Source organism: Actinoplanes campanulatus (assembly GCF_014647795.1).
GTDB classification, from domain to species: domain Bacteria; phylum Actinomycetota; class Actinomycetes; order Mycobacteriales; family Micromonosporaceae; genus Actinoplanes; species Actinoplanes campanulatus.
Window position 1 is genome coordinate 749,399 of sequence record NZ_BMPW01000001.1, and the last position, 26,275, is coordinate 775,673.

A 26,275-nucleotide genomic window follows, 5' to 3' on the forward strand; every position below is an offset into this window, starting at 1 on the left:
CATCGATCAGTACGCGTCGACGATGTCGACCCGGATGCCACGACCGCCGATCGACCCGATCACCTGACGCAGGGCCTTGGCCGTCCGCCCGCCACGCCCGATGACCGTTCCCAGGTCCTCGGGGTGAACGCGAACCTCGAGCCGCTTGCCACGGCGCGAGTCGACCAGCCGGACCCGGACGTCGTCCGGGTTGTCGACGATGCCCTTGACGAGGTGCTCCAGCGCGGGCCGGAGCGCCCCGTCAGCTCGCGTCGGCGCCGGCACCGGCCGGGTCCTCAGCGGTCTCGGCGACAGCCTCGCGGTTCGGCTCGGCGGCCTCAACGGGCTTCGACGCCTTCTTCGCGGTGGCGGGCTTGTCGGCGACGCCGGCGGCGGCCTTCGACTCGGCGTCGAACACCTCGGCCTTGCTCTGCTTGCTCGGCGCGACCAGCAGCGGGGCCGGAGCGGGCAGGCCCTTGAACTTCTGCCAGTCGCCGGTCTTCTCCAGGATGCGCTGCACCGGCTCGGACGGCTGGGCGCCGACGGAGAGCCAGTACTGCACGCGGTCGGACTTGACCTCGATGACCGAGGGGTGTTCCTTCGGCTGGTAGATGCCGATGTACTCGATGGCGCGGCCGTCACGCTTGGTGCGCGAGTCGGCGACGACGATGCGGTACTGCGGGTTGCGGATCTTGCCCATCCGCAGGAGCCGGATCTTAACGGCCACGGTGTTTTCGCTCCTGATGACTGCGTGGGTGAGCCGACCGGAACCCACGTGGGGATGTGGGACCGATGCCTCGTGGACTGGCTTGCGCTGTCAGGGGTTAGAGGGCGCCTGCAGCGTGCCGGATACCAACGAGCCATTCTGCCAGACGACCAGGGGTGGGTCCCAATCGGGATGCGATTAGGACCGAAGATCAAATTCACAACTGATATGTCGCATCTGACTGCATGGTGCAGACCGTCGCTCCCGCCGAGGCCGGGCCGGGGCCCAGCTCCGCCGGCCCTGGCCCTTCATTCTGCGTGAGTGGTGAAGATCAAGACCGTGCGACGACCGGGCGGTCCCAGCCATCCGGCAGCTCGCCGGGAGTGGGCCAGGACGGATCCGGGCGGAAATCGGTCCAGGTGCCGTCAAACGGGAACTCGGCGGATTCGATCTTCTTGATCACTCGGTGGCCCTCGGCCCAGACCGCGGCCTCGTCGGGGACCCAGTAGAGGTCCGGGTGGGCCAGGCGCTCGGCGAAGTCGTCCTCGTCCTTCCAGCGCCAGGCGCCGCCCGGCCGGGCCACGATGTCGAGATCCTGGTCGATCACGTCGATCCCGGCGGCCACGCCGTCGTCCCAGCGGACGGCGGACTCCTCCAGGTTGACGTAGTACTCGGTGAAGTGGCCCTCGTCGTCGCGGAAGAACCAGACCGAGTGGTTCTCCCCGGGCGGGAAGAACCGCAGCACGCCCGGGCCGCGCCAACGGGCGGTCCGGGGCGCCCGCTCGGCGGCCATCCAGTCGGCGAACGCGAGATCGCGCGGGAAACGGCCGTCCAGCGTCGTCTCGACCGCGATCACCGAACCGCGGGCCACCCAGATGAGCAGCCCACGGTCGTCGTCCGAGACCACCCGGCCGGGATGCACGAAGGCGATCCGGCCGTGGTGGGTGTCCCGGTGCAGGATCAGCCGGCCCGGCGCGAAACCCATCCGAGCGCTCAGTAGGAGCGGGCCAGGTAGGCGATCAGGCCCGGCTCCTCGTCCGACTCCGGCATCGAGCCGTCCTCGCGGGTGAGGCAGCGGACCGTGACGGCCTTGCCGTTCGCCTCCTTCTCGCCGGCCTCGCCGACCGCCGACCACGGCACCCGGGCGAACCCGGTCTGCGCCGCCTCGATCGCCTCGGCGAGCGTCTTCACCTCGACGGTGCGCTCCACCCGGAACGCCAGCGCGTCGTCGAAGAGCCGCTGCTGGTCGGCCTTGAGGGCGGCGACGACCTCGTTCACCACCTCGGCCAGGGCGACCGGCGACTTGGTGCCGTCGATCCGGCGGGCCACCACGGCATTGCCGTTGGCCAGGTCACGCGGGCCGACCTCGATCCGGATCGGGATGCCCTGGAGCTCGGCGTCCACGGCACGCCGGCCGAAGGGGACGTCCGCGCGGTCGTCGAGCTTCACCCGTACGCCCGCGGTCTTGAGGTCTGCCGTGAGCTGAGCCGCCGCTTCCGCGACGCCCTCGCCCGCCTTGACCACCATGATCTGGACCTGGATCGGCGCGAGCCGCGGCGGAAGCCGCAGGCCGTTGTCGTCGCCGTGCACCATGATCAGACCGCCGACCATCCGGGTGGACGTGCCCCACGAGGTGGTCCAGGCGTGCTCGACGGTCCGCTCGGCCGACGAGTAGGTGATGTCGAACGCCTTCGCGAAGTTCTGTCCGAGCTCGTGCGAGGTGCCCATCTGGAGCGCCTTGCCGTCGCCCATCATGGCCTCGACGGTCATCGTGTTGGTGGCGCCGGCGAAGCGCTCGCCACGGGTCTTGCGGCCCGGGATGACCGGGATGGCCAGGAACTCCTCCATGAACGCCTGGTAGACGTTGCGGTGGATGTCCCGGGCGTGCTCCCGCGCGTCGGCCTCGGTGGCGTGCGCGGTGTGGCCCTCCTGCCAGAGGAACTCGGTGGTCCGCAGGAAGGTCCGCGGGCGCAGCTCCCACCGGACCACGTTGGCCCACTGGTTGAGCAGGAGAGGCAGATCACGGTACGAGTCGACCCACTTGGCCATGAACTCGCCGATCACCGTCTCGCTGGTGGGGCGCACCACCAGCGGCTCGGCCAGTTCCTTGCCGCCGGCGTGGGTGACCACGGCCAGCTCCGGCGAGAAGCCCTCCACGTGGTCGGCCTCGCGGCGCAGGTAGTTCTCCGGGATGAAGAGCGGGAAGTACGCGTTCTGAACGCCCTGCTCCTTGATCCGGGCGTCCATGTCGGCCTGCATCCGCTCCCAGATCGCGTAGCCGACCGGACGGATCACCATCGTCCCGCGCACCGGGCCGTTGTCGGCGAGCTGCGCCTTGGCGATGAGGTCCTGGTACCAGCGGGGGAAGTCCTCCGCACGGGGAGTGAGCACGCGAGCCATGAGGAAGCATCGTAGTCCCGCCTGAACCGCAACCGCCGGGGTGGGCATCCCGTGTCCCTCATCGGAGAAAGACGGGGTGACGGATGGACTTCGATGGCTTCTACCGGGACACGTCCCGGCGGCTGTTGCGATACGCGTACGGGCTCACCGGCGATCCGGGCGAGGCTCAGGATCTGGTGCAGGAGGCGTACGCGCGGGCGTGGCAGCGCTGGCGCAAGGTGTCCGGGTACGACGACCCCGAGGCCTGGCTGCGGCTCGTGGTGAACCGGCTGTCCGCGGACCGGTGGCGCCGGCTCGGGGTCCGCCGCGCACGGGCCGCCGCCGAACCACCGCTGCCGCCGGTCAACCCGCCGTCGGAGGACGTGGTCCTGCTGGTCCGGGCGATGCGCGAACTACCGGACAAGCAGCGGCGTGCCCTGGCCCTGCACTACCTGCTGGACCGGTCGATCGCCGAGATCGCCGCCGAGTCGGGCGCCTCACAGAACACCGTCAAATCCTGGCTGTCCCGGGGCCGTGCCGCGCTGGCGGCCGCCCTGGACGACACCCGCGCCACCGTCACCACGGAAGGAGCCCGCCGTGCCCGCTGACCTGGACGACCTGTTCACCGCCCTGGGCCGGCAGGCCGACACGCTCCCCCTGACCGGCGCCGACGGGGCCCGGCAGCGCGGCCGGCAGCGCCGCGCCCGCAACCGCGCCGTGCTGGCCGGCATCGCGGTGCTGCTGGTGCTCACCGGCGCCGGCGTGGCCGTCACCCGCGACCGGCACGCCGAGCCGATCCTCCCGGCCACCACCCCGTCCCGGGTCCGCGGCCTGTCGCCGGTCGGCGAGCCGCTGCGGCTCGCCGAGGGCCGGATGTGGAACAACGCCCGGATCTCCGGGAACCGGGTGATCGGCTTCTCCACGGTCGGTGACGGCGGCCACGAGACCGTTGCCGTGGATTCCTCCACCGGCGCGACGCTGTGGCGGATCTCCAGCTCGGACACCTACTACCGCGGGGTGGCGGCCACCGCCGAGGCGGTGATGCTGCTCCGCGAGCTGAACCTGCCGAGCGACGGGCCGCAGGACCGGATCCTGTACTTCCACGACCCGGCCACCGGGGCGAAGCGCTGGGAGTTGCGGCACACCGACCACGACCGGCTCGTACTGCACGAGAAGGTCCTGGTCCGGCTGGTGCACACCACCGGGGTGACCGAGGCGTACGACCTGGTCACCGGGCGCAGGCTGTGGTCGGCGCCGGCCGGTGCCGACCGTCCGCTGCTGATGGACGGGATGGTGACCGAGGCGGACGCGCACCAATACGGCAGTGGCAACAACGGGCTGTTCGATCCGTCCACCGAGAAGGCATTCCCGTACACCGACGACCGCCTGGTCCAGGTCACCCGCAAGGGGAAGGTGGTGATCCGAAACATCCGCACCGGCCAGATCCAGTCGACCGTCCAGGGCCGGATCGGCGCCATGGACGTCTACTCGAACGGCGCGGACCCGACCGGCGTCGAATCGGTCACCGCCTACGAGGGGACCGTCTACCTCACCGAATACACCGAGCAGGGCCTACAGATCGGCACCCCGGATCGGATCCTGCACCGCTCCCAGGCCCCCTGGCGGTGGGAGGACTTCGTCCCGTGCGGGCGCCAGCGGCTCTGCGTCTTCGAGTCCCGCGAGGAGCGGGAGGCCCGCACCGTCATGATCGACGCCACCACCGGGACGGTGCTCCGGACCACCGGGGCGGTGCCGGGCGACGGGATCGCCGCGCTGCGGACCAGCCGTCTCCTGATGAGCTTCGGCGGCGGGGGCGGCACGGCCCTCTACGACCCGAACGGCCAGGCGATGTACTCCGACAACGGGTTCGGGGGCTTCATCGACGACGGCAACGTGCTCACCCTCACCCAGGACGCGGGCGATCGTCAGTACACCGCCCGCGGCGTCTCCACCATCGACTACAAGAAGAGCAGGCTGGGCGTGCTCCCGGAGGTCTCCGGGCGGTGCGACTGGGACGAGACGGTGCTGACCTGCCCGGCCGGGCGGGAGCTGCGGATCTGGCGCTTCACCCGCTGATCACCTGATGACGGCCCCGCGCAGCACGATCCGGCGCGGGGCCCGCACCACGCGCAGGTCGGCGCGCGGGTCGGCGTCGTAGACCACCAGGTCGGCGAGACCGCCCTCGACCAGGCCGGGAAAGCCCAGCCACTCGCGTGCCCGCCAGGAGGCGGCGGCCAGCACGTCGACCGCCGGGATGCCGGCCTCGTGCAGGTAGAGCATCTCCTCGGCGGCCAGCCCGTGCCGGATGCCGCCGCCCGCGTCGGTGCCCACGTAGATCGGGACGCCGGCCTCGTGCGCGGCCAGCACCACCGACGGGAACCGGTCGCGCAGCGCGATCATGTGGTCGGCGTAACCGTCGAACTTGCCGCGCGCGTTGTCGGCGATGCTCCCGAAGGTCCGGATGTTGATCATCGTGGGCACCAGCGCGGTCCCCCGCCGGGCCATCTCGTCGATCAGGTCCAGCGTGAGCCCGGTGCCGTGCTCCACCGAGTCGACCCCGGCCCTGACCATGGTCTCCACCCCCTCCTCGGAGAAGGTGTGGACGGCGGCGCGGGCGCCCGCGGCGTGCGCGGCCTCGACGGCGGCGGTCATGGTCGCGGCGTCCCAGCTCGGGGCGAGATCTCCCACCGAGCGGTCGATCCAGTCGCCGACCAGCTTCACCCAGCCGGTGCCGGCCTTCGCCTGCTCGGCGACGGCGGCGGCGACCTGCTCACCGGCCACCTCGACGCCGATGTCGCGCAGATAGCGGCGGGGCGCGGCCACGTGCCGCCCGGCGCGGGCGAGGCGGGGCACGCCCGGTTCGTCGTCCAATTCGGGGTACGGGTACGGCGAGCCCGCGTCCCGGATCGCCAGCACTCCCGCGTCACGATCCTGATGGGCCAGCTCCCGGGCCTGGCCGACGCTCTCGATCGGCTTGGCCCCGTAGGCGATCCCGAGATGGCAGTGCGCGTCGACGAGCCCCGGCACGACGAACCCGCCGTCGCTGATCGTCTCGGCATCGGCCACCGGCTCGAAGGTGACCCTGTCGCCGACCAGCCACAGATCCCGGACCTCACCGTCCGGCAGAACCGTCCCACGCACATGAAACGCCATGGGTAAGTCCTACCGGATCAAGCATCGTCCTGTGCAGCGAGGTATCTATCACGCAGCGCCGTGAACGCCGCGAGATTGATCTTGACCGGGAAAGGCTTCTCGGTCTCGAAGACCTCGCTGGTGCTGGTGACGATCTCGTAGTCGCCTCTGTCGCTGATCCGAGACTCGGTCAGCACCACGCCGTGATCGAAGGTGACCGGGTCGACGACCAGGTAGGTGCCGATGCCGGCCATGGCGTAGACACGCGCCTTGGCATGCATGTCACGCCAGTGCGAACTGGGCGAAATGATCTCGACAGCGAGGATCGCCCGGTCGATGGGTGCGGGAGTCCTCAGGATGACACTGTCGTGCACCACCACGACATCCGGCCGAGGCTCATTGCGGCGATCGACCTCCATCGAGTAGTCGGTCACGACGCTGTAGCCCTCAGGACAACCCTGCTCCAGAGCGGTTGCGATCTTGTTTCCAAGGATCTGATGCAGGCCGGTGGGGGACGGCAAGATCAGCCTTCCGTCGATCAACTCATAGTTGAGATCCGGCGGAAGGCTGGCCAGGTCGTCGACGGTCCAGTCCTGCTTGTCAGGTAACTGAAGGGCAGCGGTCACGAGCTCCTCCTCACGTGGATCGCCGCCCATGCTACTTGCTCCTTGACATCTAGCGCAATACAGCCTGACGGGTGACTAGATCAGCGATTGTCATCCTTCGGGGGCTTGCTCAGCTTGTTGAAGTCGAGCTTCGGCAGCTTGAAGCCCGGCGGCATCCCCTGCCCACCACCGAGCGCGCCCGGGTCGAGGCCCGGCGGCAGCTGCGGCATCCCACCCGGGAATCCGGCAGGCATGCCGCCCGGCCGCCCACCGACGCGGGGCCGGTTGCCGCCCTTGGTGCCCTTGCGCTTGTTCTTCGAGCTCTTCGTGGCGCTGCGCCGGGCGCCGGGCAGGCCCATCATCCCGGTCATCTGCTTCATCATCTTCTGCGCCTCGGTGAAGCGGTTCAGAAGCTGGTTGACGTCCATCACGGTGACGCCGGAGCCGTTCGCGATACGCAGCCGGCGGGAACCGTTGATGATCTTCGGGTTGCTGCGCTCGCCGGGCGTCATCGAGCGGATGATCGCGGTGACCCGGTCGAAGTGGCTGTCGTCGAGCTCGTCGAGCTGGCCCTTGAGCTGGCCCATCCCGGGCATCATGCCGAGGATGTTGGCGATCGGGCCCATCTTGCGGACCGCGATCAGCTGGTCCAGGAAGTCCTCCAGCGTGAACTGCTCGCCACCGAGCAGCTTGCTGGCCATCTTCTCCTTCTGATCCTCGTCGAAGGCCTGCTCGGCCTGCTCGATGAGGGTCAGCAGGTCGCCCATGTCGAGGATCCGCCCGGCCATCCGGTCGGGGTGGAAGACGTCGAAGTCCTCCAGCTTCTCACCGGTGGAGGCGAACAGGATGGGCTGGCCGGTGACGTGCCGGACGGAGAGCGCGGCGCCACCGCGGGCGTCACCGTCGAGCTTGGAGAGGACCACACCGGTGATGCCGACGCCGTCGCGGAACGCCTCGGCGGTGCGCACGGCGTCCTGGCCGACCATCGCGTCGATGACGAAGATGACCTCGTCCGGGTCGACCGCGGCGCGGATGTCGGCGGCCTGCTGCATCATCTCGGCGTCGATGCCGAGGCGGCCGGCGGTGTCGACGATGACGATGTCCTTGGCGGTCCGCTTGGCGTGCTCGATCGAGTCACGTGCGACCTGCACCGGGTCGCCGACGCCGTTGCCCGGCTGCGGGGCGTAGACGTCCACCCCGGCCCGCTGGGCGAGCACCTGGAGCTGGTTGACCGCGTTGGGGCGCTGGAGGTCACAGGCGACCAGCAGCGGCTGGTGGCCCTGGCCCTTCAGCCAGCGGGACAGCTTGCCCGCCAGCGTGGTCTTACCGGAGCCCTGGAGACCGGCCAGCATGATCACGGTCGGCGGCTGCTTGGCGAACTGCAGCCGCCGGCTCTCGCCGCCGAGGATCTGGATGAGCTCCTCGTTGACGATCTTGATGATCTGCTGTGCCGGGTTGAGGGCCTGGGAGACCTCGGCGCCGCGCGCCCGCTCCTTCAGGTTGGCGATGAACGCCTTGACCACCGGGAGCGCGACATCCGCCTCCAGCAGCGCGAGACGGATCTCGCGGGCGGTGGCATCGATGTCGGCATCGGTGAGCCGGCCCTTGCCGCGGAGCTTGCCGAAGATCCCGGAGAGGCGGTCACTCAAGGTGTCAAACACGATGCGACTTCCCGTTGGTCGTAACTGCTGGAGACCGCAAGCCTAGCCGGACCCTCGCGAGGTCACCGGTTCCGCATCCGGTACGTCCGCGCGGCCGCCTCGATTCGCCGCTGCGTCCGGGTGCCGGGGGCCAGGCCCTTCTTCACCTTCGCGTAGAGGAGAGCGCCGCCGCCGAGCACGAGAGCGCCCACGATCAGGTAGAAGAGCACCGGGCCGAGGATCGCGCTGGCCACCCAGCCCACCACGACCACTCCGGCGATCAGTGCCACCAGATATCCGATTGCCTTGCCCATCGCGGCCTCCCGCCGTCGTCGCGTCGTCGCCGCTTTCCACCATGGCCTGTCCGCGCAACCGCCCGCATCGGCCGAGACCCCGATCCGTTCCCCTAAGGGTGGGGCTTCCGCGTTTCCCCTTGATACCAGGACGAACCGGTGTATACCCCAGATAACAGGTGCAACTCCTGATATAGACCGCAACTTCCGTCTCGGCCCTGGCGTTATCTCGTCGAACGTGCGGCGAAAGGACTAAGGCGTGGCCCTGCGACAGATCCTGCGGCTGACCCCCTGGTCGGTTCGACGGCGGATCTTCGAGACGGTCGAGACACGTGTCCTGCCCCGCGTCGCCCCCGAACGGCGCCTCCGGATCGCCCGGACCCTGATGCCGCTGGGACCCGGCCGGCGCCCCGCCGACGTCACCGCGCTGCGGGTCCGTACCCCGGCCGGCTGGCTGACCGCCCGCGTCGACCCGGCCGCCGCACCGGCCGACGTCCGCCGCCGCAACCTGGACCGGGTCGTCCAGGCGCTGGACCGGGCCGGGATCGACTGGTTCCGGGTGCCGGTCCGGGCCGCGGTCCGGACCTCGGTGGCGGTCCGCCGCACCGACCGGGACCGGACCCTGCGCCTGCTCGCCGAGCTCGTCACCGGGGATCACGGCACCCTGCGGACGGTCTTCCCGGCCGGCCGGCGCGGACGGCGTGAGGCCGAGGTGGTGTCGGTGTCCTGGCCGGTCACCGACCCCGGCGGCAGTCTGGTGCTCGGCCCCGAACTGGGCTGCGAGGTCGAGTTCTGGCGGGTGACGAAGGACCGGCTGATCTCGCCGCGGCGCAATCCGGTGGCCGACGACATCCCGGCGGACGAGCCGGAGACGACCGCCGCCGAACCGGTCTTCGGGTCGTTCGCGGCGCGGGACGACACCACGGAGTACCGGACCCGGCGGGTGTTCACCACGGTCGACCCGGACCGCATCGACTTCCCGATCGACGTGGTCTACACCTGGGTGGACGGCGGCGACCCGGAGTGGCAGCAGCGCAAGGCCCGGGCCCTGGAGCGGAACCCGTGGATCGGCGACGTCAGCGCGCAGGCCGCCAACGACTCCCGGTACGTCAGCCGCGACGAGCTGCGCTACTCCCTGCGCGCCCTGCACTGCTTCGCCCCCTGGGTACGCCGGGTCTTCCTGGTCACCGACGATCAGACGCCGTCCTGGCTGGACCGGGCGCACCCGCGGCTCACCCTGGTGAGCCACCGGGAGATCTTCGGCGACACCGGGACCCTGCCGACCTTCAACTCGCAGGCCATCGAGTCGCGGCTGCACCGGATCCCGGAGCTGGCCGAGCACTTCCTCTACCTCAACGACGACGTGATCCTGGGCCGTCCGGTCGGCCCGGAACTGTTCTTCACCCCGGGCGGGCTGGCCAAGTTCTTCGCGTCGGCGGCCCGGGTGGACACCGCGCCGCGCGGTCCCGCCGACCGGCCCGCCGACTCGGCCGCCAAGAACAACCGGCGGCTCATCCAGGAGACCTTCGGCCGGATGCTGACCCGCAAGATGATGCACACCCCGCACCCGTCGCGGCGCAGCGTCATCGAGGAGATCGAGGACCGGTTCGCCGAGCATGTACGGGCCACGGCCGGGCACCAGTTCCGGCATCCGGACGACATCTCGCTGCTCTCCTCGCTCCAGCAGTACTACGCGTACCTGACCGGCCGGGCCGCGCCGGGCCGGATCCGCTACCTCTACACCGATCTGGCCCAGCCGGCCACGCCGCTGCGGCTCGCCCGGCTGCTGCGCTCCCGGGACGTCGACGCGTTCTGCCTCAACGACGTGGACGTGCACAGCGCCGCGGTCGCCGACCAGGAGGCGCTGGTCGCCGAGTTCCTTCCCGCCTACCTGCCGTTCGTCTCGCCGTTCGAAACGCAGCACCGGGTCCTCCGGGCGATCGCGGCGCCGCGGCGGCCGAACACCGACCGGCCGGTCCCGCCCGATGTGGCGCTGCCGCCCGTCGCCTGACCAAACGTTTGAAGGAGACATCCTTGAGTTACGACGTCGTCATCCTCGGACTCGGGTACGTCGGGCTGCCGCTGGCGCAGCAGGCGATCCGGGCCGGCATGTCGGTGCTCGGCTTCGACGTCGACGTCGACGAGAGCGTCGTCCTGAGCCTGGCCGAGGGCCGCTCCCACGTGGACGACCTGAGCGGCACGGACGTGGAGAAGATGCTGGCCGGCGGCTTCCAGCCGACCACCGACGAGACCCTGATCGGACAGGCCCGGACCGCGGTGATCTGCGTGCCCACGCCGCTCGCCGAAGGCGACGGGCCGGACCTGCGGGCGGTCCTCGGTGCCACCTCGGCGATCGGCCGCAACCTGCGGCCCGGCATGCTCGTGGTGCTCGAGTCCACCACCTATCCCGGGACCACCGACGACGAGGTGCGCCCCCGGCTGGAGCAACTGTCCGGGCTGACCGCGGGCATCGACTTCCACCTGGCGTTCTCGCCGGAGCGGATCGACCCGGGCAACGCGGTCTACGGGGCTCACAACACGCCGAAGGTGGTCGGCGGGTACACGCCGAAGTGCACCGACCGGGCCGAGGCGTTCTACGGCCGGTTCGTGGAGACCGTGGTACGGACCCGGTCGACCCGGGAGGCGGAGACCGCCAAGCTGCTGGAGAACACCTACCGGCACGTCAACATCGCGCTGGTCAACGAGATGGCGCGGTTCTGCCACGAGCTGGACATCGACCTGTGGGACGTGATCCGCGCGGCGGCCACGAAGCCGTTCGGGTTCCAGGCGTTCTATCCGGGGCCGGGCGTGGGCGGGCACTGCATCCCGATCGACCCGAACTACCTCTCGCACAACGTGCGCAGCAAGCTCGGCTACCCGTTCCGGTTCGTGGAGCTGGCCCAGGAGATCAACACGACCATGCCGGCCTATGTGGCCCGGCGCGCCCAGAACCTGCTCAACGCCGACGGCCAGGCGGTCCGCGGGGCGACCGTGCTGCTGCTCGGCATCACCTACAAGGCCGACATCGCCGATCAGCGGGAGTCGCCGGCCGCCCCGCTGGCCCGCCAGCTGGCCGCGCTCGGCGCGACGGTCGCCTACCACGATCCGCACGTGACGACCTGGGACCTGGACGGGGTTCCGGTCTCCCGCACCGACGACCTGACCGGCGCGACCGCCGCGGCCGACCTGGTGATCCTGGTCCAGAACCACCGCGAATACGACCCGGACGAACTGGCCCGCACCGCAAAAACGCTTCTTCGACACCCGAGGCGTGACCACGACCCGCGAGGCCCATCGGTTGTAATCCGGCCCTTCCGATCCGGCGCCGGGCCGCTCCCTCTGCTCCGGCGCCGGGCCGTCCGTTTTTCAAGACCCTTTCCGGTACGGGGTGGACGGTCCCCGACCGCAACCATCCCGTCCCGTGGCGCACCGCGAACTCCGCGAGTGGTCCCGCCCGCGAGGCACCGCCGGGCGGAGATCGGTGGCCGGGCACGCACGCTGGCCGGACCGGCGCGGCGGCCGTGGCCGAAAGGGACCACCCGCTCAAGCCCGGCGGGCGCGGCACGGTCTGAGCCACGCACGGAGCTCGCGGTGCGCTACGGGACGGGGTGGCTGCGGTTGGGGGCGTTCCACCGCGTACCGGAAAAGGGTCTTCAGGCGAAGGTCCAGCGTGAGTTGAGCAGGTAATTGACCACCGGGATGAGGAGCAGGGCGACGGCCTGGATCATCGGGTAGGGGGCGCCCAGGAGGTCGGCGCCGATCCACAGGACCGTCGTGTTCAGGGCGAGGGCGGCCGCTGTGACCGCGAGGAACCGCGGCGCGGTGCTCGTGTGCGCGGTGCCGGACCGGAAGACCCAGGTCCGTTGCAGCAGGTAGGACACGGCGACGCTGGCCGCGAAACCGGCCGTCGAGGCGGGCACCGGGGACAGCCCGAGACCGATTCCGGCCAGGCCCACCGTGAAGTGGGTGAGCGCGCTCATCCCGCCGCTCACGCCGTAGCGGAACAGCCGGTCAACGTTCGGCACGCTGCTCGACCACCCGGCGTTCGGCGCTGTCCGGCGCCCCGGCGCGCTCCTGGACCAGGTAGCGGGGCCGGGCGCGGACCTCGTCGTGGATGCGGGCCAGGTACTCGCCGATCACGCCGAGGCCGATCAGCACGAACGTCCCGGTCACCAGCAGCAGCAGGATGACCGTGGTGAAACCGGCGACCGAGCCGCCGCTGATCCACCGGACCAGCGTCTGCACGCCGAGGACCACGGCGAACACCGCGAACGCCAGCCCGGCCAGGGTGACCATGTGCAGCGGGGCCGAGGTGAACGAGGTCAGCCCGTTGACGGCGAGCCGGAACAGGCCGCGCAGGGTCCACCGGGACGCCCCGCCCTCCCGGTGGTCGATGTCCACCTCGACGGTGGCCCGGGTGAAGCCGATCCAGCTGCTGGTGCCGCGGAAGAACGTGGAGTGCTCGGGCATCCGCCGCAGCGCCTCCACGGCCGGGCGGCCGAGCAGCCGGAAGTCGGTGGCGTCGACCAGGTCGACCTGGGTGAGCCGGGTGAAGGCGCGGTTGAAGAGCCGCGACCCGAGCCGGTTGCCGAGGCCCTGTCCGGCCCGGTTGCGTTTCACCGCCTCGACCACGTGCGCGCCGTCCTGCCAGCGGCGGACCATCGCCGGGATGGCAGACGGCGGATGCTGGAGGTCCGAGTCGATCACCACGACCGCGTCGCCGGCGGCGTGTTCGAGGCCGGCCAGCAGCGCCGCCTCCTTGCCGAAGTTGCGGGACAGCCGCAGCCCGCGGACCCGCGGGTCGACCAGCGCGCAGTGGGCGATCCGGGACCACGAGTCGTCGGACGAGCCGTCGTCGACCAGGACCAGTTCGTAGTCGAGCGCGGCGTCGCCGAGCACGTCGGCGAGCCGGGCCACGAACCGGTCGACGCCGGCGCCCTCGTTGAAGATCGGCGCGATCACCGAGATCAACGGGCTCATCCAGCTTCCCGCTCGCAGAACGGGACGCCGGCCAGGGAGCGGGCCGCCACGTCCAGCGAGTCCCGGTAACGCCGTTGCAGGAACGGTTTGCCCTGGTTGGTGGCGATCGCCTCGTCGAGCAGCGCACAGCGCCGGGCGTCACCGGCCCGGCTTCGGTCGAACGAGCCCATCGCCGCGGCGATCCGGTTGTCGAGCTGGGCGGCACGCTGGACCGAGACGGTGTCGGCGTACGCCCGGTTGGCGGTGGCCGAGACCGCGCCCAGCAGCACCAGGGCGGCCAGCGCACTCATGGTCATCCGACGCCCGGCGAGCAGCACCAGCGCCACCACCAGCAGCATCCCGCCGGGGACGGTCAGCGCCGAGTCCCGCCAGCCCTGCTCCCACAGCTCCCGGCCGCTCATCGCGCTGCGCACCGCGACGCTCAGCGTGGCCAGCAGCGCGCCACAGGCCAGGACCACCACGCCGAGCGCGGCGAGACCCAGGAGCGGGCGCGCGGCCGGGACACTCGACTTCGGCAGGAGCGTGAGGGTACGCGCGGCGAGCGCCCCGAGCAGCAGCAGCGCCACCACCGGCACCACCCCGCGCAGCCAGTCCCCGGGCGTCGCGGCGGTGGCCGCCCGCCATTGCAGCGGCGGCAGCCAGGCCACCATCCGGACCGGCAGCAGCAGCACCGACCGCCCGTCCACGATCAGGTCCGACCCCTGGTAGCAGCCGCCCTGGGCGCAGAACCCGCGGATGATCCAGCGGACCGTCGCGAAGGCCGGCAGGAACCCGGCCCACAGCAGGCCGGCGAACCGCACCCCGGCCGAGGTGAGCAGTTCCCGCCCGGTCAGCCCGAGCACGAACCGGCCGCGGATCAGCACGGCGGCGGTGGCCAGCGGCACGGCGAAGTAGGCGGGCTCGTTGAACACCGCGAGAGCGGCCCCGGCGGTCACCGCGAGCACCCCGTTCCACCAGCGCAGCCGGTCCAGCCGGCAGGCCGTCGCGGCGACCGTGAGGACGAGCGCCGCGGTGGTCAGGTAGAGGCCGCCGAACAGGATCGTGGTGCTGTCCTGGCCGGCCGCCACGAATCCGGCGGCGACGGCGTACGGCAGCAGCAGCGCCACCCGCGAGGGGGTTCCGCCGAACAGCCGCCCCCGGGTCAGCACGCTCTCCGCGAACAGCACCACGGCCAGGGTCAGCAGAACGGCCGCGCCGATCGAGACGGCCCGCAGCGTCACGTTGACCGGCAGGCCGAGCTGCTGCGTGCCGGTGAAGGCGAGCAGGTCGAGCGACTTCTCCAGCATCCGCCCGAGCGGCCGGAAGTTGCCGAGCCGCAGGTAGACGTCCCCGCTCGCGATGGTGTGCGACACGATCGCGCCCGGGTCGCCGCGGAACATGCCGCCGTGCCAGTAGACGTTGAACCGATGGTCCCGGGACGGCGCGACCGCCAGCAGCGGGGCCAGCACCACGATCGGCGCCAGCACGCAGCGCCGGGCCACGTGTCCCCAGAGGCGGGTCGGGGGTGGCGGAGGGGCCGGCGGCGCCACGGCGGCCAGCGCCGGAATCACGGTGGTTTGGGCCGTCATGTCTGCTGCAACGAGCCCGGCGCCGACGGGGTTGTGTCGTCCAGCAGGTCGGTCAGCGCCGGGGGCCGTTCCGGATCGACGAAGACCACGTGGGTGGCGGCGTGTTCGGCGTACAGGCGGGACAGGCGGCCGGCGAGCACCTCGTCCCAGGCCCGGTCCGGCCGGTGCCGCTCCCAGGTCCACCGGTCCGGCAGGTACTCCAGGATCAGGCCGGCCTTGCGCAGCAGCGAGAACTCCGGGTTGTCGGTGAGCACCACGGCGCGGTGGTCGGGTTCGACGGTCAGCCGCCGCCGCAGGGTCTGGACGAGCTCCCGCAGCGCCGGCAGGTCCAGGCCCATCGCCACGTACAGGCGGGCCGGCAGGGGGCGTTTGGCCGTACGGGTGCGGCGGGCCGGCGCGTCCGGGCGGCGGCGGATCCGGCCGACCAGCCGCCGGATCAGCCGCGGCGGGCCCTGCAACGGCTCCCGGGCGAAGGAGACCAGGGTGCGGCCCAGCCGGTAGGAGCCGCTGCCGCGCAGCCGCCGGGCCTGCTCGCGTTCGGAGTCGCGTTCCCCGGCCAGGCCGGCGCAGCGGGTCCGCCAGGCGTCCCGCTCCTGCTCGACGGTACGCAGCCGGACCACGAGCGCCTGCATCTCCTCGCCGCTGTCGGTCACCGTGCATCCTCCGGTCGGTCGATGAAGGCCGCCAGCCATCCGGCGGCGTCGGCGGCGCCGTTGAGCGGGGCCACCTCGGCGCACCGGCGGCTCAGCGCCTCCCGGACGTCGGCGCGTACCGCCCGGGCCAGCACCCGGTCCAGGTCCGGGCCGTCCGGGTCCTCGATGATCAGCGCGGCGCCCGCGGCCGCCGCGAACCGGGCCCGGCTCACCTGATCGTCCAGGGCGGTCTCCCGGTTGGGCAGGAAGACGGACGGGATGCCGAAGGCGATCAGCTCATGGAACGAGTTGTAACCCGAGGCGCTCACCACCAGGTCGAATCCGCGCAGATACCGGCTCATCGGGTAGAGCTTCACGAGTTGTGCCCCCTCCACCGGAGGCATCGGCTCGGTGGCGATCGCCGACTCGGCCAGCACCAGCTGGAAACCGGCGTCGCGCAGGTGCCGGGCGATCCGGGCGACCGGCGACACGATGTCGTTGATGTTGCCGGCGCCGAGCTGGAGCAGGGCGGCCGGCCGGCCCGGTTCGATGCCGAGGGCCTCCCGGGCGTCCTCCGGCTCGGCCAGCTCGTCCGGGTCGAGGTAGGTGATCGGGCCGACCAGCCGCACCCCGGCCCGGTCCTCGACGGTCGGGCCCTCGTCGGCGGCGGCCGCGAACTCGCCCGGCTCCAGGACGTGGTCGAAGGCGTCCCGCCGCTCGATCCACTCGGCGCCGGTGTCGCGCCGCCACATCGGGCGGCGCACCCACACCCAGGTGATCCCGCGATGGGCCCGGGCCGCCGCGACGATGCCGTCGTGCGGCACGCTGTCCACCGCCACGACGGCCGGGCGGTGCAGCTCGATCAGGTACTCGAGGCGGCTGCGCAGCAGTTCGGCCCAGCCGGAACGGGCCAGGCCGAGCACCGAACGGGACGGGATGTACTCGGTGAGGAACCCCTCCTTGTGTGCCACCAGGGCGCCGTGCGACTGGGTGGCGACCACCACCGGGGTGTCGCCGGGCAGCCGCCGGCCGATCGCCATCAGCCGGGACAGGTGGCCGAGACCGACCCCGTTGTCACTGACCAGCAGCACCGCACCGGGTGGCGGGGGCGGCGGCGGGGCCAGCGCCGGGGGCGACGGGGCGCCCGGGCGTACGCCGCGGTCGGCCAGCCGGGCCACGTGGGACGGGTAGCCGAACCGGGCCTCGACGAACTCGCGGGCCCGCAGCGCCACGGCACGGTAGCGGCCTGGGTCGGCGTACAGGGCCCGGACCAGCGGGACCACGCCCTCGGGGGTGGTGTAGAGCGCCGCGTCGCCGAACAGTGGCCGGAAATGCTCACCGATGACCACCGGTACGCCGGCCGCCATCGCCTCCATGATGGTCCGCCCGAACGCCTCGATCAGGTCAGGGTCGTGGAAGTAGACGAAGAAGTCGATCCCGCGCAGGAACTCGGCCGGCTCTCTCGTGCCGAACTCGATGATCTCCCAGTTCGCCGGGGTACGGCCGAGCTTCTCCACGGCCAGTTCGCCGCCGCCGAGGATGCGGACCCGCATGCCGGGTGTGTCCGGGTAGGCCTGGAGCAGCTCCGGCACGGTCCGCGGCCACTTCACCGGGTCGGGCCGTCCGTGCCGGCCGATCACCGGAACCGCGCTGACCGGGCCGGGCCGGTCGGTCCACCACTCGGACCCGTCGATGATCTCGTGCCAGTCGGCGCCGGTGAGGGTCGCGCCCGGGTCGGCCCGGAGCACCTCGGCGCGCACCTGAGGGCTGATCGGCGCCCACTCGATGCCGGCTCCGAAGTATCCCTGGACCCGTTGCCGGACGGCCGCGAAGTCGTAGTAGCGGGCCGGGTCGCCGGCGTCGCCGGGCGCCTGGTTGAGCACCATCACGGCGCGCCCGGCCCGGATCGGCGGCACGGTTTTCAGGTCCTCGGTGAAGATCCGGGGTTGCCGGACCACCAGCAGCCGTGCGGTGACCTCCTCACCCTCGGCCGCCAGGTACGCCGAACCATCCTTGATCAGCTCGGTGAGCAGCGGATGGAACGGCCGGTTCTGTTTGAGGTGCGGCGACCTCACGTGCACCAGCACCGTGGTGAGCCCGGCCCGGGCCTGGGCGCGGATCTCGGCGGCGATGCTGGCCGAGGTGCCACCCGGGTACCGGAAATCCGAGAGGATCGCCACGTCGTGGACGGTCGCGGTCATGGTCGGATCAACGAACCGTCCACGCCCGGCGTCACGCTCCCCCGCCCCGGTGCGTTGATCCTGCCGACAGTTGAGGGGGGTCCTTGCGCAGGCAGCACACGACACCGGACGCGTACGGCAGGGAACTGCTGGAACGCTCTTGGCGGCAACTGACCGCGGTGGCGGCCACCGGGCCCGCCACCGCCGCCCTGCACACACGGTCGGCGGCGGCCCGGACACTACTGGCGTACGCCACCGCCCGCCGCTCCGCCGACGAGCTGGTCGCCGCCGCGCGGGAGGGACGGCTGTTCCAGGACGCCGACCCGTGGACGCTCGGCGAGCTGGCCCGGGTGGTGGCGTGCCAGGATCTGTACCCCGGCGACCGGTCCGACGGGCTGGCCCTGTTCGACTCGCTGCTGCGGACCTTCGGGCCGGCCGGGGTGGCGCCGCTCCATCAGGGGCTGCACGCCCAGATCGCGTTCGCGGCCGGCGACCCGGTCCGCGTCGCCAAGCTGCTCGCCGACTATCCGGACGTGCCCGCGCCGGTCCGTGAGGCGCTGGTCGTCGACCTGGCCACCAAGGAGGAGTGGCCGGGCCGGTTCGCCGGGCTGCTGCCCGCCCCGGGGCTGTCGCTGGACGGCGTGGCGGCGACCTCCTTCGACCGGATCCGGTCCGGGACGGTGACCCGCACCGGCTCGGCGCACCGGATCACCACGATAGTCACGACGTACCGGCCGGGACCGGAACTGATCACGGCGGTCCGGTCCCTGGTGGCGCAGAGCTGGACCAATCACGAGATCCTGGTCGTCGACGACGGGTCCGGGGACGCGTACGGGGCGGTGCTGGCCCGGGCGGCGCAGCTGGACCCACGGGTGCGGATCATCCGGATGCCCGTCAACGGCGGCACCTACCGGGCCCGCAACATCGGCCTCGACCACGCGAGCGGCGAGTTCGTCACCTTCCAGGACTCCGACGACTGGTCCCACCCGCTGCGGCTGGAGCGCCAGGTCACCCCGCTGCTCGCCGCGGACGGGCCGGTGGCGACCACCTCGGCGGCCATCCGGGTGACCGAGGACCTGGTGGTGACCCGGCCGGGGTTCGCCGAGTTCCGGTCGTACAACCTGTCGTCGCTGATGATCCGCCGGGAGGCCGCCCTGGACCGGCTCGGCTACCTCGATCCGGTACGCAAGGGCGCCGACGCCGAGTACGTGGAACGCGCCCGTGCCGTCTTCGGCCGCCCCGCCGTACGGCACCTGGACGCCGAGCCGCTGGCCCTGATCCGGCTCGGCGCCGGGTCACTGTCCGGCACCGACATCGGGCCGGGCTGGATGATCCCGGCGCGGCACGCCTACCTCTCCGCTTTCCAGGCCTGGCACACCCGGGTCGCCGCCGGGCAGGAACCGGCGGTCCGGCCGAGCGCGCCGGAGCACCGGCCGTTCGCCGTGCCCCGCGGTCTGGCCGGGGACGCGGCGGACCGGCGGTCCACCTTCGACGTGATCCTGGCCGGTGACTGGCGGATCCGCGGCGACCTGGCCTGGCCGGTCGCCGAGCGGGTACGGGCGGCGCTGCGGCCCGGCCGCGCGGTCGCCGTGCTGCACCTCGACGAGCTGACCGGCGTCGCGGGCCGCCCGGCCCGGATCGATCCCGGCCTGCAACAGATGATCAACGCCGGAGAGGTGGACCAGGTGGTGCTCTCCGACGAGGTGCACGCCCGGTTGATCCTGGTGCACGGCCCGGCCGGGCTCGGGTTCGCGCCCGGCACCCCGTCCATGGTCCGCGGCGACCTGGTGGTCATCGAGTCCGACCCGGCGTGGGCTCCGGCCGCCGCCCACTGCGCCGCCGAGGCCCGCCGGCTGTTCGGCGTCGAGCCGCTGTGGGCGCCCACCGGACCGTCGTCCCGCGCCTGCCTGACCGCCGGCCCGTTCGGCGCCCGGCTCACCGCCGCCGATGTGCCCGGCACCGTCGACCTGCGCCGCTGGCAGCTGCACCGGCCCGGCCCGCGCGCCGACCGCCCGGTGATCGGCCGGATCTGCGCGGGCGGCCCGGCGGAATGGCAGCGGCTGCGCGGCATCCTGCCCCGGTCCCCGCAGGTCGACGTCCGGATGCTGGACCTCAACCGCCCGGCCCAGAAACCGCCCCGCGGCTGGCTGGTCTACCACCCGGCCGACCTGGACACCCGCGGATTCCTCCACCAACTGGACTTCTACCTGCACCTGCCGCCGGACGACGACCCGGCCGACCCGGGCTGCCCCGAGGTGCTGACCGCCATGGCGGCCGGCTGCGTACCGGTCCTGCCGCACCGGTTCAGCCCCGACTTCGGCCCGGCGGCTGTCTACACCACCGCCGAGGACGTCCCGGGCGTGATCACCCGCCTGCACGGCGACCGGGCCGCCCTGCTCGCCCAGAGCGAGCTGGGCCTGGCCTTCGCCGAGTCCCATCACGCCCACGCCCGCTACGGGGACGCGGTCACCGCCCTCCTCAAGGGGTGACGGGCCGTCCACCGCAACCGGGTGGTGACGGGAAGGCACCCGACGGAAGGATCGAGCCCGCGCGGCGGCCGCCGATGAGAAGGGGGCAGGGCCGGAACCCCCTTCCCGGCCCGCGCGGTGCCCCCGCACCGCGCGCGTGCCCCCGTCCGTCACCCCACGGGCGGGGGCACGCCCCATCTCACACCCGCGGCAGGTGTGGCTCCATCAACGGAGCGACGACCTTGGCGTACGCCTCCGTCAGGTGATTGCTGTCCCGGTAGACCAGGGTGTCCCCGACCACGAGCGGGCACTTCGCGGCGCACAGCCACGGCACCGGGTCGACCACCGGGATCCGGGCGGCCACCGCCGTGGCGCGCTGGATCTCCCGCCACCGCGGCTCGGGCAGCACGTCCCGGCGCGGGGCGGCGCAACTGGAGACCAACGTCGACCGGGTGCTCAGGCAGTCGGCCGGCACCACCGTGAGGAACGGCGTGTCGACCAGCATCGTCACGTTCCGGGAGGCGCGTTTCAGGGCGGCCAGGGTGCGTACCCAGCCGGTCTGCCAGACGGCGTCCGGTGCGGCCGACGGGTCGGCCAGCACCTGCCGGTAGTTGACGCTGGACGAGACCACCACGAGCCCGGGCCGCAGTCGCGCGATCCGGGTCAGCACCTCCCGCCGCCAGTCGTCGCACTCCAGGTAGCGAGCCTGGGCCCGGCGCTCGTCGAGGGCGATCTCGGCCGGGCTGCACGAGCTGCGGGTGAAGTTGTAGAGCCGCCAGCCGTGCCGCCGGGCGAGCGCCTCCATGGTGGGGAACCACTGGAGGGCGTGCGAGTCGCCGAACAGCACCACCACCCGGTTCGAGGCTCGGTCGCCGTAGGCGCAGTCGCTCTTCGGCCGGAACGGTCCGGACAGCCCGACGTGGCAGCCGTCGAGTTGCGGGGCGAGCCGCTGCCGGGCCGCGCCCGCCAGCGTGGGGTTCAGGTTGCGCGGCAGGTCGGTGGCGGTCTGCCCGGCGAGGAGCAGCCGGTTCAGGGTGATCGCCGGGTTCCCGGCCGCGGCGACGGCCCGCCGTGCGTCGGCGGCGGTTCCCTTGGCGGGGACGGCCGGCGGGTGGATCATGCCGGCACCGGCGATCGCGGCGGCCGCGGCGGACAGGCCGAGCCCGAGGAACAGGCCGTGTCGGGGGCGTACGGTCCACAGGCGGTGGTGGCGCACCGGGTTCTCCAGCAGGTGGTGGCTCGCGACGGCGAGTCCCAGTGCGACGGTGGCGGCGGCGGTCCGGGCGGCGAGGCCGGCGGGCGCGATCAGCAGCAGCAACGGCCAGTGCCAGAGGTACCAGCCGTAGGACATCCGGCCGAGCCAGCGCATCGGCGCCGTCTCCAGCAGTCGGTTGCCGTTCGCGGCGATGACGGCGGCCGTGCCGGCGACCGCGAGCCCGGGGAAGGTGTGGCCCTCGTCGGCGGTGACCGCCCCGAGCAGGACGGCCGCGAGCCCGGTCCAGCCCAGCCACGGCAGTTCCCGCCGGATCGCCAGGTAGCTGAGGATCGCGCCGGCGCCGAGTTCCCAGGCTCTCCCCTCCGTACCGAAATATCCGGTTTCTTGAATGCTCCAGGCGAACGAGGCGACCGTGCCAGCGGTCAGCACGCCCAGCGCCCACCGGCCCCGGGCCAGCAGGAGGATCAGCGGCCAGGCCAGGTAGAACTGCTCCTCCACGGCCAGTGACCAGAAGTGCTGGAACGGCGACGGCGCCGGGTCCCCGAAGTAGTCGGTCTCGGCGCCGGCGAGACGCAGGTTCATCGTGTAGGTGGCGGCGGCCAGCGCGTCGTGCGCGAACGAGGCGAACCGGGTGGGCGGCGCCCAGAGCCAGGCGCCGGCCAGGCTCACCAGGATCACCAGGGTGGCCACCGGCAGCAGCCGGACGGCCCGGCGCGCGTAGAACCGCACCAGATCGACCCGCCCGGTCGACGCGATCTCCCGGCGCAGCAGCGTGGTGATCAGGAACCCGGAGACGACGAAGAAGACGTCGACGCCGAGGAACCCGCCGGCCACCCCGGGCACGCCCACGTGGGCCAGGACGACGAGCAGCACCGCGACGGCGCGCAGCCCCTCGATGTCGCCCCGGTACGCCGGGTGCGCCGCGGCGGGCGCCGGACGGTTCCGGCGCCCGGGCAGCGTGACGGTCATGCTCAGCCGCGGGTGGCGGCCATCGCCGGCGGCCGGGCGAACGCCAGCACCGCGTGCCGGCCGAGCAGCTCACCCTCCCGGGTCAGCCCGTCGTACCGCTCTGTCCAGGCGGCCAGCGCGGCCTGCTCGTCGGGTCGCCCGGCGTCGTCGAAGACCACGGTGGCTCGGTCGGCGAGCCGCTTCTCGATCATGTGCAGGGCCGGGTAGCGGGCATCCGCGCCGACCGCCGCGGGCGGGCCGTCGATCAGCACGAAGTCGATGTCGTGCAGGTCGGCCAGCGCCTCCGGGTCGTACCAGGGGTAGTCGCGGCCCTCGATGTTGACCGGGGCGAGCGGTGCGTCGCGCACCGTGGCGACCTTGGTGAGCCCGTGGGCGGTCAGTGCCTGCCGGGTCCGGTTCGCGTACCCCGGCTCGTGGTCCAGCGAGACGAGCTTGCCACCGGACTTCTCCAGCACGTAGGCGATCCACACCGACGAGGTGCCGCTGCCCAGCTCCAGGACCAGGCGCGGTTTGCGGGTCCGGATCAGGTGGAGCAGCTCCAGCAGGCCGGTGGGGTTGAGCGCGAAGTCACCGGACGACGGCATCGGCGCCCGCGGGGTGAAGCCCTGGAACAGCTGGACGGTCGCCTCGAACTCGCGGGGCAGCGAGAGCACCTGGGCGGAGCCGGCCTTGCGCTCGGTGAGCTGCCGGACCCGGGCGACCGCCTCGGCCAGCTCCAGGTGCCGGTCGCCGGCGGTGAGCCGTTCCCGCTCCACGGCGGCGATCAGGCGGCGCTGCATCTCCTCGACCGTGGTCCGCAGATCCCGCTGGGCGGCGACGCCGGCCTTCTGCACCTTGGCAAGACGCCGGTACACCAGCAGCAGGCCGGCCACGATCACGCCGCCGAGCAGCGCGAGCAGGGCGACTGCGATCTGGTCGTACCCGGTGACCGCGGTGGCCACGGCCCCGGCGCAAAGGACACCGGCGGACACCGGCACCGCGACCTGCGGGCTGGTCAAACGCGGCAGCCGGCGACGTGTTCGGCTCAGGGTGCTCATGCTGACAACTCCTCCTGGGTGCACTTCCCCCGGGGTAACGGGGCGGATCGGGGCCTCGTTACGCCCTCGGCCGGTGCACTCGGGAGCAGAGCGCCGAGCCGCTCGGCCAGAAGCCCGGGGCGATGGTCGCGTTCGACGGCCGTCCGGGCCCGCCGGCTCAGCGCGGTGTAGCCGTCCGGATCGGACTGGTAGCGGCGCACCAGGGCCGGCACGTCGGCCGGGGCGCAGGGCACCGCGGCGTCCCCGAACGCGGCCGTGAGACGCGGCGGCACCAGCACCACGCAGCCGGTGGCGGCCGCCTCCAGGGCCGGCCGGGACACCAGCTCGACCGCCTCGTCCGGAGGGAAGTGCAAGTAGAAGTCGAGCTGCGCGGCGAAGGTCCGGGAGTCCAGGTCGGCCGCCTCGTAGACCAGCCACGACGCGGGCACGCCGGACGGTCGCAGCGGGCTCTCCGGCAGCCGGAGCCGGACGTCGGCCCCGGCGCACCGGCGCGGCACGTCCAGCGCCGCGGCCAGGTCGGCGGGCCACTCGGCGACGTCGCACAGGTCGGTGCCGATCACGGCCGGGCCGTGCGGGTCGGGCAGCGGGCGGGCCACATCGTGCGGCTCGACCACGGCCGGCAGGTCGAAGGCGGTCAGCTCCACGCCGTCCAGCAGCGCGCGTACGCCCCGGTCCTGCGGGCACCAGAGGGGGTCGGCGCCGAAGAGCCGGGCGGCCGCCGCGCCGGCCGCGTCCACGGTGTACCGGCGGTCGGCGCCGTCCCGGCGGGCCGGCGCCCGGTCGGCCACCACGAGCACCCGGCCGGGCCGGATCCGGCAGCCGTCCTCCGGCGCGAACTGGAGCACCTCCGGCTGTCGGACCAGCACCATCTCGGCCTCGACCGGATCGGTCTCCAGCACCTGGTCCAGCCGGCCGGCGTTGATCAGGCGCTGCACCCCGGGGCTGAGGCCGCGACGCTGCCGGTGCACCGAGCGCAGCGCCTCCAGGTGCAGGATCGCGACCGTTCGGCCGGCCTCGCGCAGGGCGGCGATCTCGGCGAGCGCGGACCGCTGGGCCCCGGCCAGGAACCGCCAGTCGGCGGCGACCACGACGTCGTACCGGCGGGCCGCCGTGCCGCCGCTGAGATGGGCCGGCGCCACGAACGGGCGGTCGGCGCCGGACCGGGCCCGGTGCAGCGGACCGGCCGAGGCGTGCCAGCACCGGTACGCCGACATGTACGCGGTCCGCGCCGGGTGCATCCAGTAGGCCCGGATCTCGGCCCGCGACAGGGAGCCCTCGGAGAGCCGGATCAGGGCCAGCGTACGGCTGACCCGCCGGACCGCCCGCTTGCCGAAGACCGTCTGGATCCGCTCCAGGAACTCCGAGTCGGCGGCCTTGCGCACCTCGTCGAACCAGCCGATCCGCCCGATCACCGGCTCCCGGCGGAACAGCAGCGACGACACGTTGACCCGGCCGCGCCGGATCCCCGGGCGGGTCATCACCAGCTGGTCGGTGACACTGAGCCCCTCCGAGGTGGAGGCCACCACGGCCGGGTCGTCGAGCAGCGGCCGCAGTTGCAGCTCGATCCGGCGCGGATGCGACCAGTCGTCGGAGTCCTGGAAGGTGACGAAGTCGCCGCGGGCCACCTCCAGCCCGGCGTTGCGGGCCGCGTAGGTGCCCCCGTTCTCCGGCAGCCGGACCAGCCGCACCCGGGGGTCCAGGTCCTCGGCGGCGGCCAGGATGGCGTCGTGCTCCGGCGGCGACGCGTCGTCCACCACGATGATCTCCAGGTCCGGCCAGGACTGGGCGGCGATCGACCGGACCGCGGTGAGCAGGCCCGGCCCGGGCCGGTAGGAGGTCACCACGACCGTGACCCGCTCGCCACCGGTCTCCGCGGGCTGCCCGGCCGATCCGGCGAGCCGGTCGAACGGGGTCCGCTCGGGGGCGGCCGTCAGCACCGGCGGCGGGTCCGGGAAGAGCCGGCCGAACCGGGCCAGCCAGACCTCCTCCGGGACCGTTCCACCGGCGTACGGGTTGGCCAGGTCGATCTCCAGCGCCTCCCGGGCCGGGGCCGGGATCCGCCGGTACGCCCCGAGCAGCTCCCGGGCCTTCTCCGGCCCCTGCCAGGCGTAGGTCAGCTGGGCGTGCAGGGCCTGGTGCTCGGGCGGGAGGGCGGACCGCAGCAGCCCGTACAGGGCCAGCGCGTCGTCCCGGTCACCGGGCAGCTCCTCCTGGAGGGCGATGGTCTGCGCCAGCCCGGCGAGACGTGCCGGGTCGGCCCGGCGCCGCAGCCGGCGCGCGTCGCCCGCCCGGGCCGCCTCCAGCGCCTCCTCGAGGGTGACTCCGGCCGCGCGGGCCAGGACCCGGCGGGCCGCCACCGATCGGGTGCGCATCGCCGAGTTCGGCAGCGAAACCTCCGCCCCGGCGCCCGCCAGGGCCACATGATCGTCCAGCAATGCGACCGGCTGCGCGTCAGCCATCGGCTCTCCGTCCGTACCCGGTGATGATCCGC

At 72.7% G+C, this 26,275-nt stretch carries 20 protein-coding genes and 1 pseudogene; 5 read left to right on the forward strand and 16 right to left on the reverse strand.

Annotated elements, in window-relative coordinates; genetic code table 11:
• Positions 1-6 precede the first annotated feature (6 nt).
• From IEZ13_RS03330 to proS, 4 genes are all read right to left on the reverse strand, one after another.
• The gene (locus IEZ13_RS03330) at positions 7-264 is read right to left on the reverse strand and encodes an RNA-binding protein (RefSeq protein WP_014447131.1); all 258 of its coding nucleotides are present in this window, start codon (positions 262-264) and stop codon (positions 7-9) included.
• On the reverse strand, positions 242-706 hold the full coding sequence (gene rpsP / locus IEZ13_RS03335; protein WP_183216495.1) for a 30S ribosomal protein S16: 465 nt from the start codon (positions 704-706) through the stop codon (positions 242-244). The genes IEZ13_RS03330 and rpsP overlap by 23 nt, the downstream gene beginning before the upstream one ends.
• Positions 707-1,016: 310 nt before the next feature.
• Positions 1,017-1,670 carry a ribonuclease FAU-1 family protein gene (locus tag IEZ13_RS03340; protein WP_183216497.1) on the reverse strand — a complete coding sequence of 218 codons (654 nt, stop codon included), beginning with the start codon at positions 1,668-1,670 and terminating at the stop codon, positions 1,017-1,019.
• Between the two features lie 8 nt (positions 1,671-1,678).
• On the reverse strand, positions 1,679-3,085 hold the full coding sequence (proS, locus tag IEZ13_RS03345) for a proline--tRNA ligase (protein WP_183216499.1): 1,407 nt from the start codon (positions 3,083-3,085) through the stop codon (positions 1,679-1,681).
• Between the two features lie 83 nt (positions 3,086-3,168).
• Here proS and IEZ13_RS03350 point away from each other — a divergent pair, with 83 nt between their 5' ends.
• Both IEZ13_RS03350 and IEZ13_RS03355 read left to right on the forward strand, forming a co-directional pair.
• A complete protein-coding gene (locus IEZ13_RS03350; RefSeq protein ID WP_183216501.1) occupies positions 3,169-3,672 on the forward strand; it encodes a SigE family RNA polymerase sigma factor in 504 nt (167 codons plus the stop codon).
• Entirely contained in the window at positions 3,662-5,140 is a 1,479-nt protein-coding gene (locus IEZ13_RS03355; RefSeq protein ID WP_183216504.1) for an outer membrane protein assembly factor BamB family protein, read from the forward strand. Before IEZ13_RS03350 ends, IEZ13_RS03355 begins: the two co-directional genes overlap by 11 nt.
• Here IEZ13_RS03355 and IEZ13_RS03360 read toward each other — a convergent pair whose 3' ends face one another.
• The 4 genes from IEZ13_RS03360 to IEZ13_RS03375 all read right to left on the reverse strand — a co-directional run bounded on the left by IEZ13_RS03360 (position 5,141) and on the right by IEZ13_RS03375 (position 8,755).
• Entirely contained in the window at positions 5,141-6,217 is a 1,077-nt protein-coding gene (locus IEZ13_RS03360; RefSeq protein ID WP_183216506.1) for an amidohydrolase family protein, read from the reverse strand.
• Positions 6,218-6,234: 17 nt separating this feature from the next.
• Positions 6,235-6,852: a Uma2 family endonuclease gene (locus IEZ13_RS03365; protein ID WP_183216508.1), complete on the reverse strand. Its 618-nt coding sequence runs from the start codon at positions 6,850-6,852 to the stop codon at positions 6,235-6,237.
• Between the two features lie 50 nt (positions 6,853-6,902).
• Positions 6,903-8,462 carry a signal recognition particle protein gene (ffh, locus tag IEZ13_RS03370; protein WP_183216510.1) on the reverse strand — a complete coding sequence of 520 codons (1,560 nt, stop codon included), beginning with the start codon at positions 8,460-8,462 and terminating at the stop codon, positions 6,903-6,905.
• 62 nt (positions 8,463-8,524) lie between these two features.
• Positions 8,525-8,755, reverse strand: coding sequence for a hypothetical protein (locus tag IEZ13_RS03375; protein WP_183216512.1), 231 nt, complete (start codon positions 8,753-8,755; stop codon positions 8,525-8,527).
• A 238-nt stretch (positions 8,756-8,993) separates the two neighbouring features.
• On the opposite strand from IEZ13_RS03375, the gene IEZ13_RS03380 reads away from it, so the two are divergent.
• Positions 8,994-10,745, forward strand: coding sequence for a stealth family protein (locus IEZ13_RS03380; protein ID WP_183216514.1), 1,752 nt, complete (start codon positions 8,994-8,996; stop codon positions 10,743-10,745).
• 23 nt (positions 10,746-10,768) lie between these two features.
• Positions 10,769-12,038: pseudogene (locus tag IEZ13_RS03385) on the forward strand (nucleotide sugar dehydrogenase).
• Between the two features lie 349 nt (positions 12,039-12,387).
• Here IEZ13_RS03385 and IEZ13_RS03390 read toward each other — a convergent pair.
• From IEZ13_RS03390 to IEZ13_RS03410, 5 genes are read right to left on the reverse strand one after another with little or no spacing between them, the layout of a single operon-like run.
• Positions 12,388-12,759, reverse strand: a complete 372-nt coding sequence (locus IEZ13_RS03390) for a GtrA family protein (protein WP_183216516.1) — start codon at positions 12,757-12,759, stop codon at positions 12,388-12,390.
• Positions 12,746-13,714, reverse strand: coding sequence for a glycosyltransferase family 2 protein (locus IEZ13_RS03395; RefSeq protein WP_183216518.1), 969 nt, complete (start codon positions 13,712-13,714; stop codon positions 12,746-12,748). Before IEZ13_RS03395 ends, IEZ13_RS03390 begins: the two co-directional genes overlap by 14 nt.
• Complete coding sequence (locus IEZ13_RS03400; protein WP_183216520.1) at positions 13,711-15,282, reverse strand: hypothetical protein; 1,572 nt, start codon at positions 15,280-15,282, stop codon at positions 13,711-13,713. Before IEZ13_RS03400 ends, IEZ13_RS03395 begins: the two co-directional genes overlap by 4 nt.
• Entirely contained in the window at positions 15,279-15,935 is a 657-nt protein-coding gene (locus IEZ13_RS03405; protein ID WP_229794422.1) for a hypothetical protein, read from the reverse strand. Before IEZ13_RS03405 ends, IEZ13_RS03400 begins: the two co-directional genes overlap by 4 nt.
• Positions 15,932-18,115, reverse strand: coding sequence for a glycosyltransferase (locus IEZ13_RS03410; protein ID WP_183216524.1), 2,184 nt, complete (start codon positions 18,113-18,115; stop codon positions 15,932-15,934). Before IEZ13_RS03410 ends, IEZ13_RS03405 begins: the two co-directional genes overlap by 4 nt.
• Before the next feature lie 83 nt (positions 18,116-18,198).
• On the opposite strand from IEZ13_RS03410, the gene IEZ13_RS03415 reads away from it, so the two are divergent.
• Positions 18,199-20,583, forward strand: a complete 2,385-nt coding sequence (locus tag IEZ13_RS03415) for a glycosyltransferase family A protein (protein WP_183216526.1) — start codon at positions 18,199-18,201, stop codon at positions 20,581-20,583.
• A 178-nt stretch (positions 20,584-20,761) separates the two neighbouring features.
• Here the strand turns inward: IEZ13_RS03415 and IEZ13_RS03420 are convergent, their stop codons facing one another.
• The 3 genes from IEZ13_RS03420 to IEZ13_RS03430 are packed head-to-tail and all read right to left on the reverse strand — an operon-like array spanning position 20,762 to position 26,243.
• Complete coding sequence (locus IEZ13_RS03420; RefSeq protein WP_183216527.1) at positions 20,762-22,747, reverse strand: acyltransferase family protein; 1,986 nt, start codon at positions 22,745-22,747, stop codon at positions 20,762-20,764.
• Positions 22,748-22,749: 2 nt separating this feature from the next.
• Complete coding sequence (locus IEZ13_RS03425; RefSeq protein WP_183216529.1) at positions 22,750-23,784, reverse strand: O-methyltransferase; 1,035 nt, start codon at positions 23,782-23,784, stop codon at positions 22,750-22,752.
• The gene (locus IEZ13_RS03430; protein WP_183216531.1) at positions 23,781-26,243 is read right to left on the reverse strand and encodes a glycosyltransferase family A protein; all 2,463 of its coding nucleotides are present in this window, start codon (positions 26,241-26,243) and stop codon (positions 23,781-23,783) included. The genes IEZ13_RS03425 and IEZ13_RS03430 overlap by 4 nt, the downstream gene beginning before the upstream one ends.
• Positions 26,244-26,275 lie beyond the last annotated feature (32 nt).

What these genes read in the sequence shown, in the direction of transcription:
- IEZ13_RS03400 (WP_183216520.1), bottom strand. Translation starts at nt 15,282, where the DNA reads ATGACGGCCCAAACCACCGTGATTCCGGCGCTGGCCGCCGTGGCGCCG.
- IEZ13_RS03375 (WP_183216512.1), bottom strand. Translation starts at nt 8,755, where the DNA reads ATGGGCAAGGCAATCGGATATCTGGTGGCACTGATCGCCGGAGTGGTC.
- IEZ13_RS03350 (WP_183216501.1), top strand. Translation starts at nt 3,169, where the DNA reads ATGGACTTCGATGGCTTCTACCGGGACACGTCCCGGCGGCTGTTGCGA.
- IEZ13_RS03430 (WP_183216531.1), bottom strand. Translation starts at nt 26,243, where the DNA reads ATGGCTGACGCGCAGCCGGTCGCATTGCTGGACGATCATGTGGCCCTG.
- IEZ13_RS03365 (WP_183216508.1), bottom strand. Translation starts at nt 6,852, where the DNA reads ATGGGCGGCGATCCACGTGAGGAGGAGCTCGTGACCGCTGCCCTTCAG.
- IEZ13_RS03425 (WP_183216529.1), bottom strand. Translation starts at nt 23,784, where the DNA reads ATGAGCACCCTGAGCCGAACACGTCGCCGGCTGCCGCGTTTGACCAGC.
- IEZ13_RS03395 (WP_183216518.1), bottom strand. Translation starts at nt 13,714, where the DNA reads ATGAGCCCGTTGATCTCGGTGATCGCGCCGATCTTCAACGAGGGCGCC.
- proS (WP_183216499.1), bottom strand. Translation starts at nt 3,085, where the DNA reads ATGGCTCGCGTGCTCACTCCCCGTGCGGAGGACTTCCCCCGCTGGTAC.
- IEZ13_RS03360 (WP_183216506.1), bottom strand. Translation starts at nt 6,217, where the DNA reads ATGGCGTTTCATGTGCGTGGGACGGTTCTGCCGGACGGTGAGGTCCGG.
- IEZ13_RS03410 (WP_183216524.1), bottom strand. Translation starts at nt 18,115, where the DNA reads ATGACCGCGACCGTCCACGACGTGGCGATCCTCTCGGATTTCCGGTAC.
- IEZ13_RS03340 (WP_183216497.1), bottom strand. Translation starts at nt 1,670, where the DNA reads ATGGGTTTCGCGCCGGGCCGGCTGATCCTGCACCGGGACACCCACCAC.
- IEZ13_RS03420 (WP_183216527.1), bottom strand. Translation starts at nt 22,747, where the DNA reads ATGACCGTCACGCTGCCCGGGCGCCGGAACCGTCCGGCGCCCGCCGCG.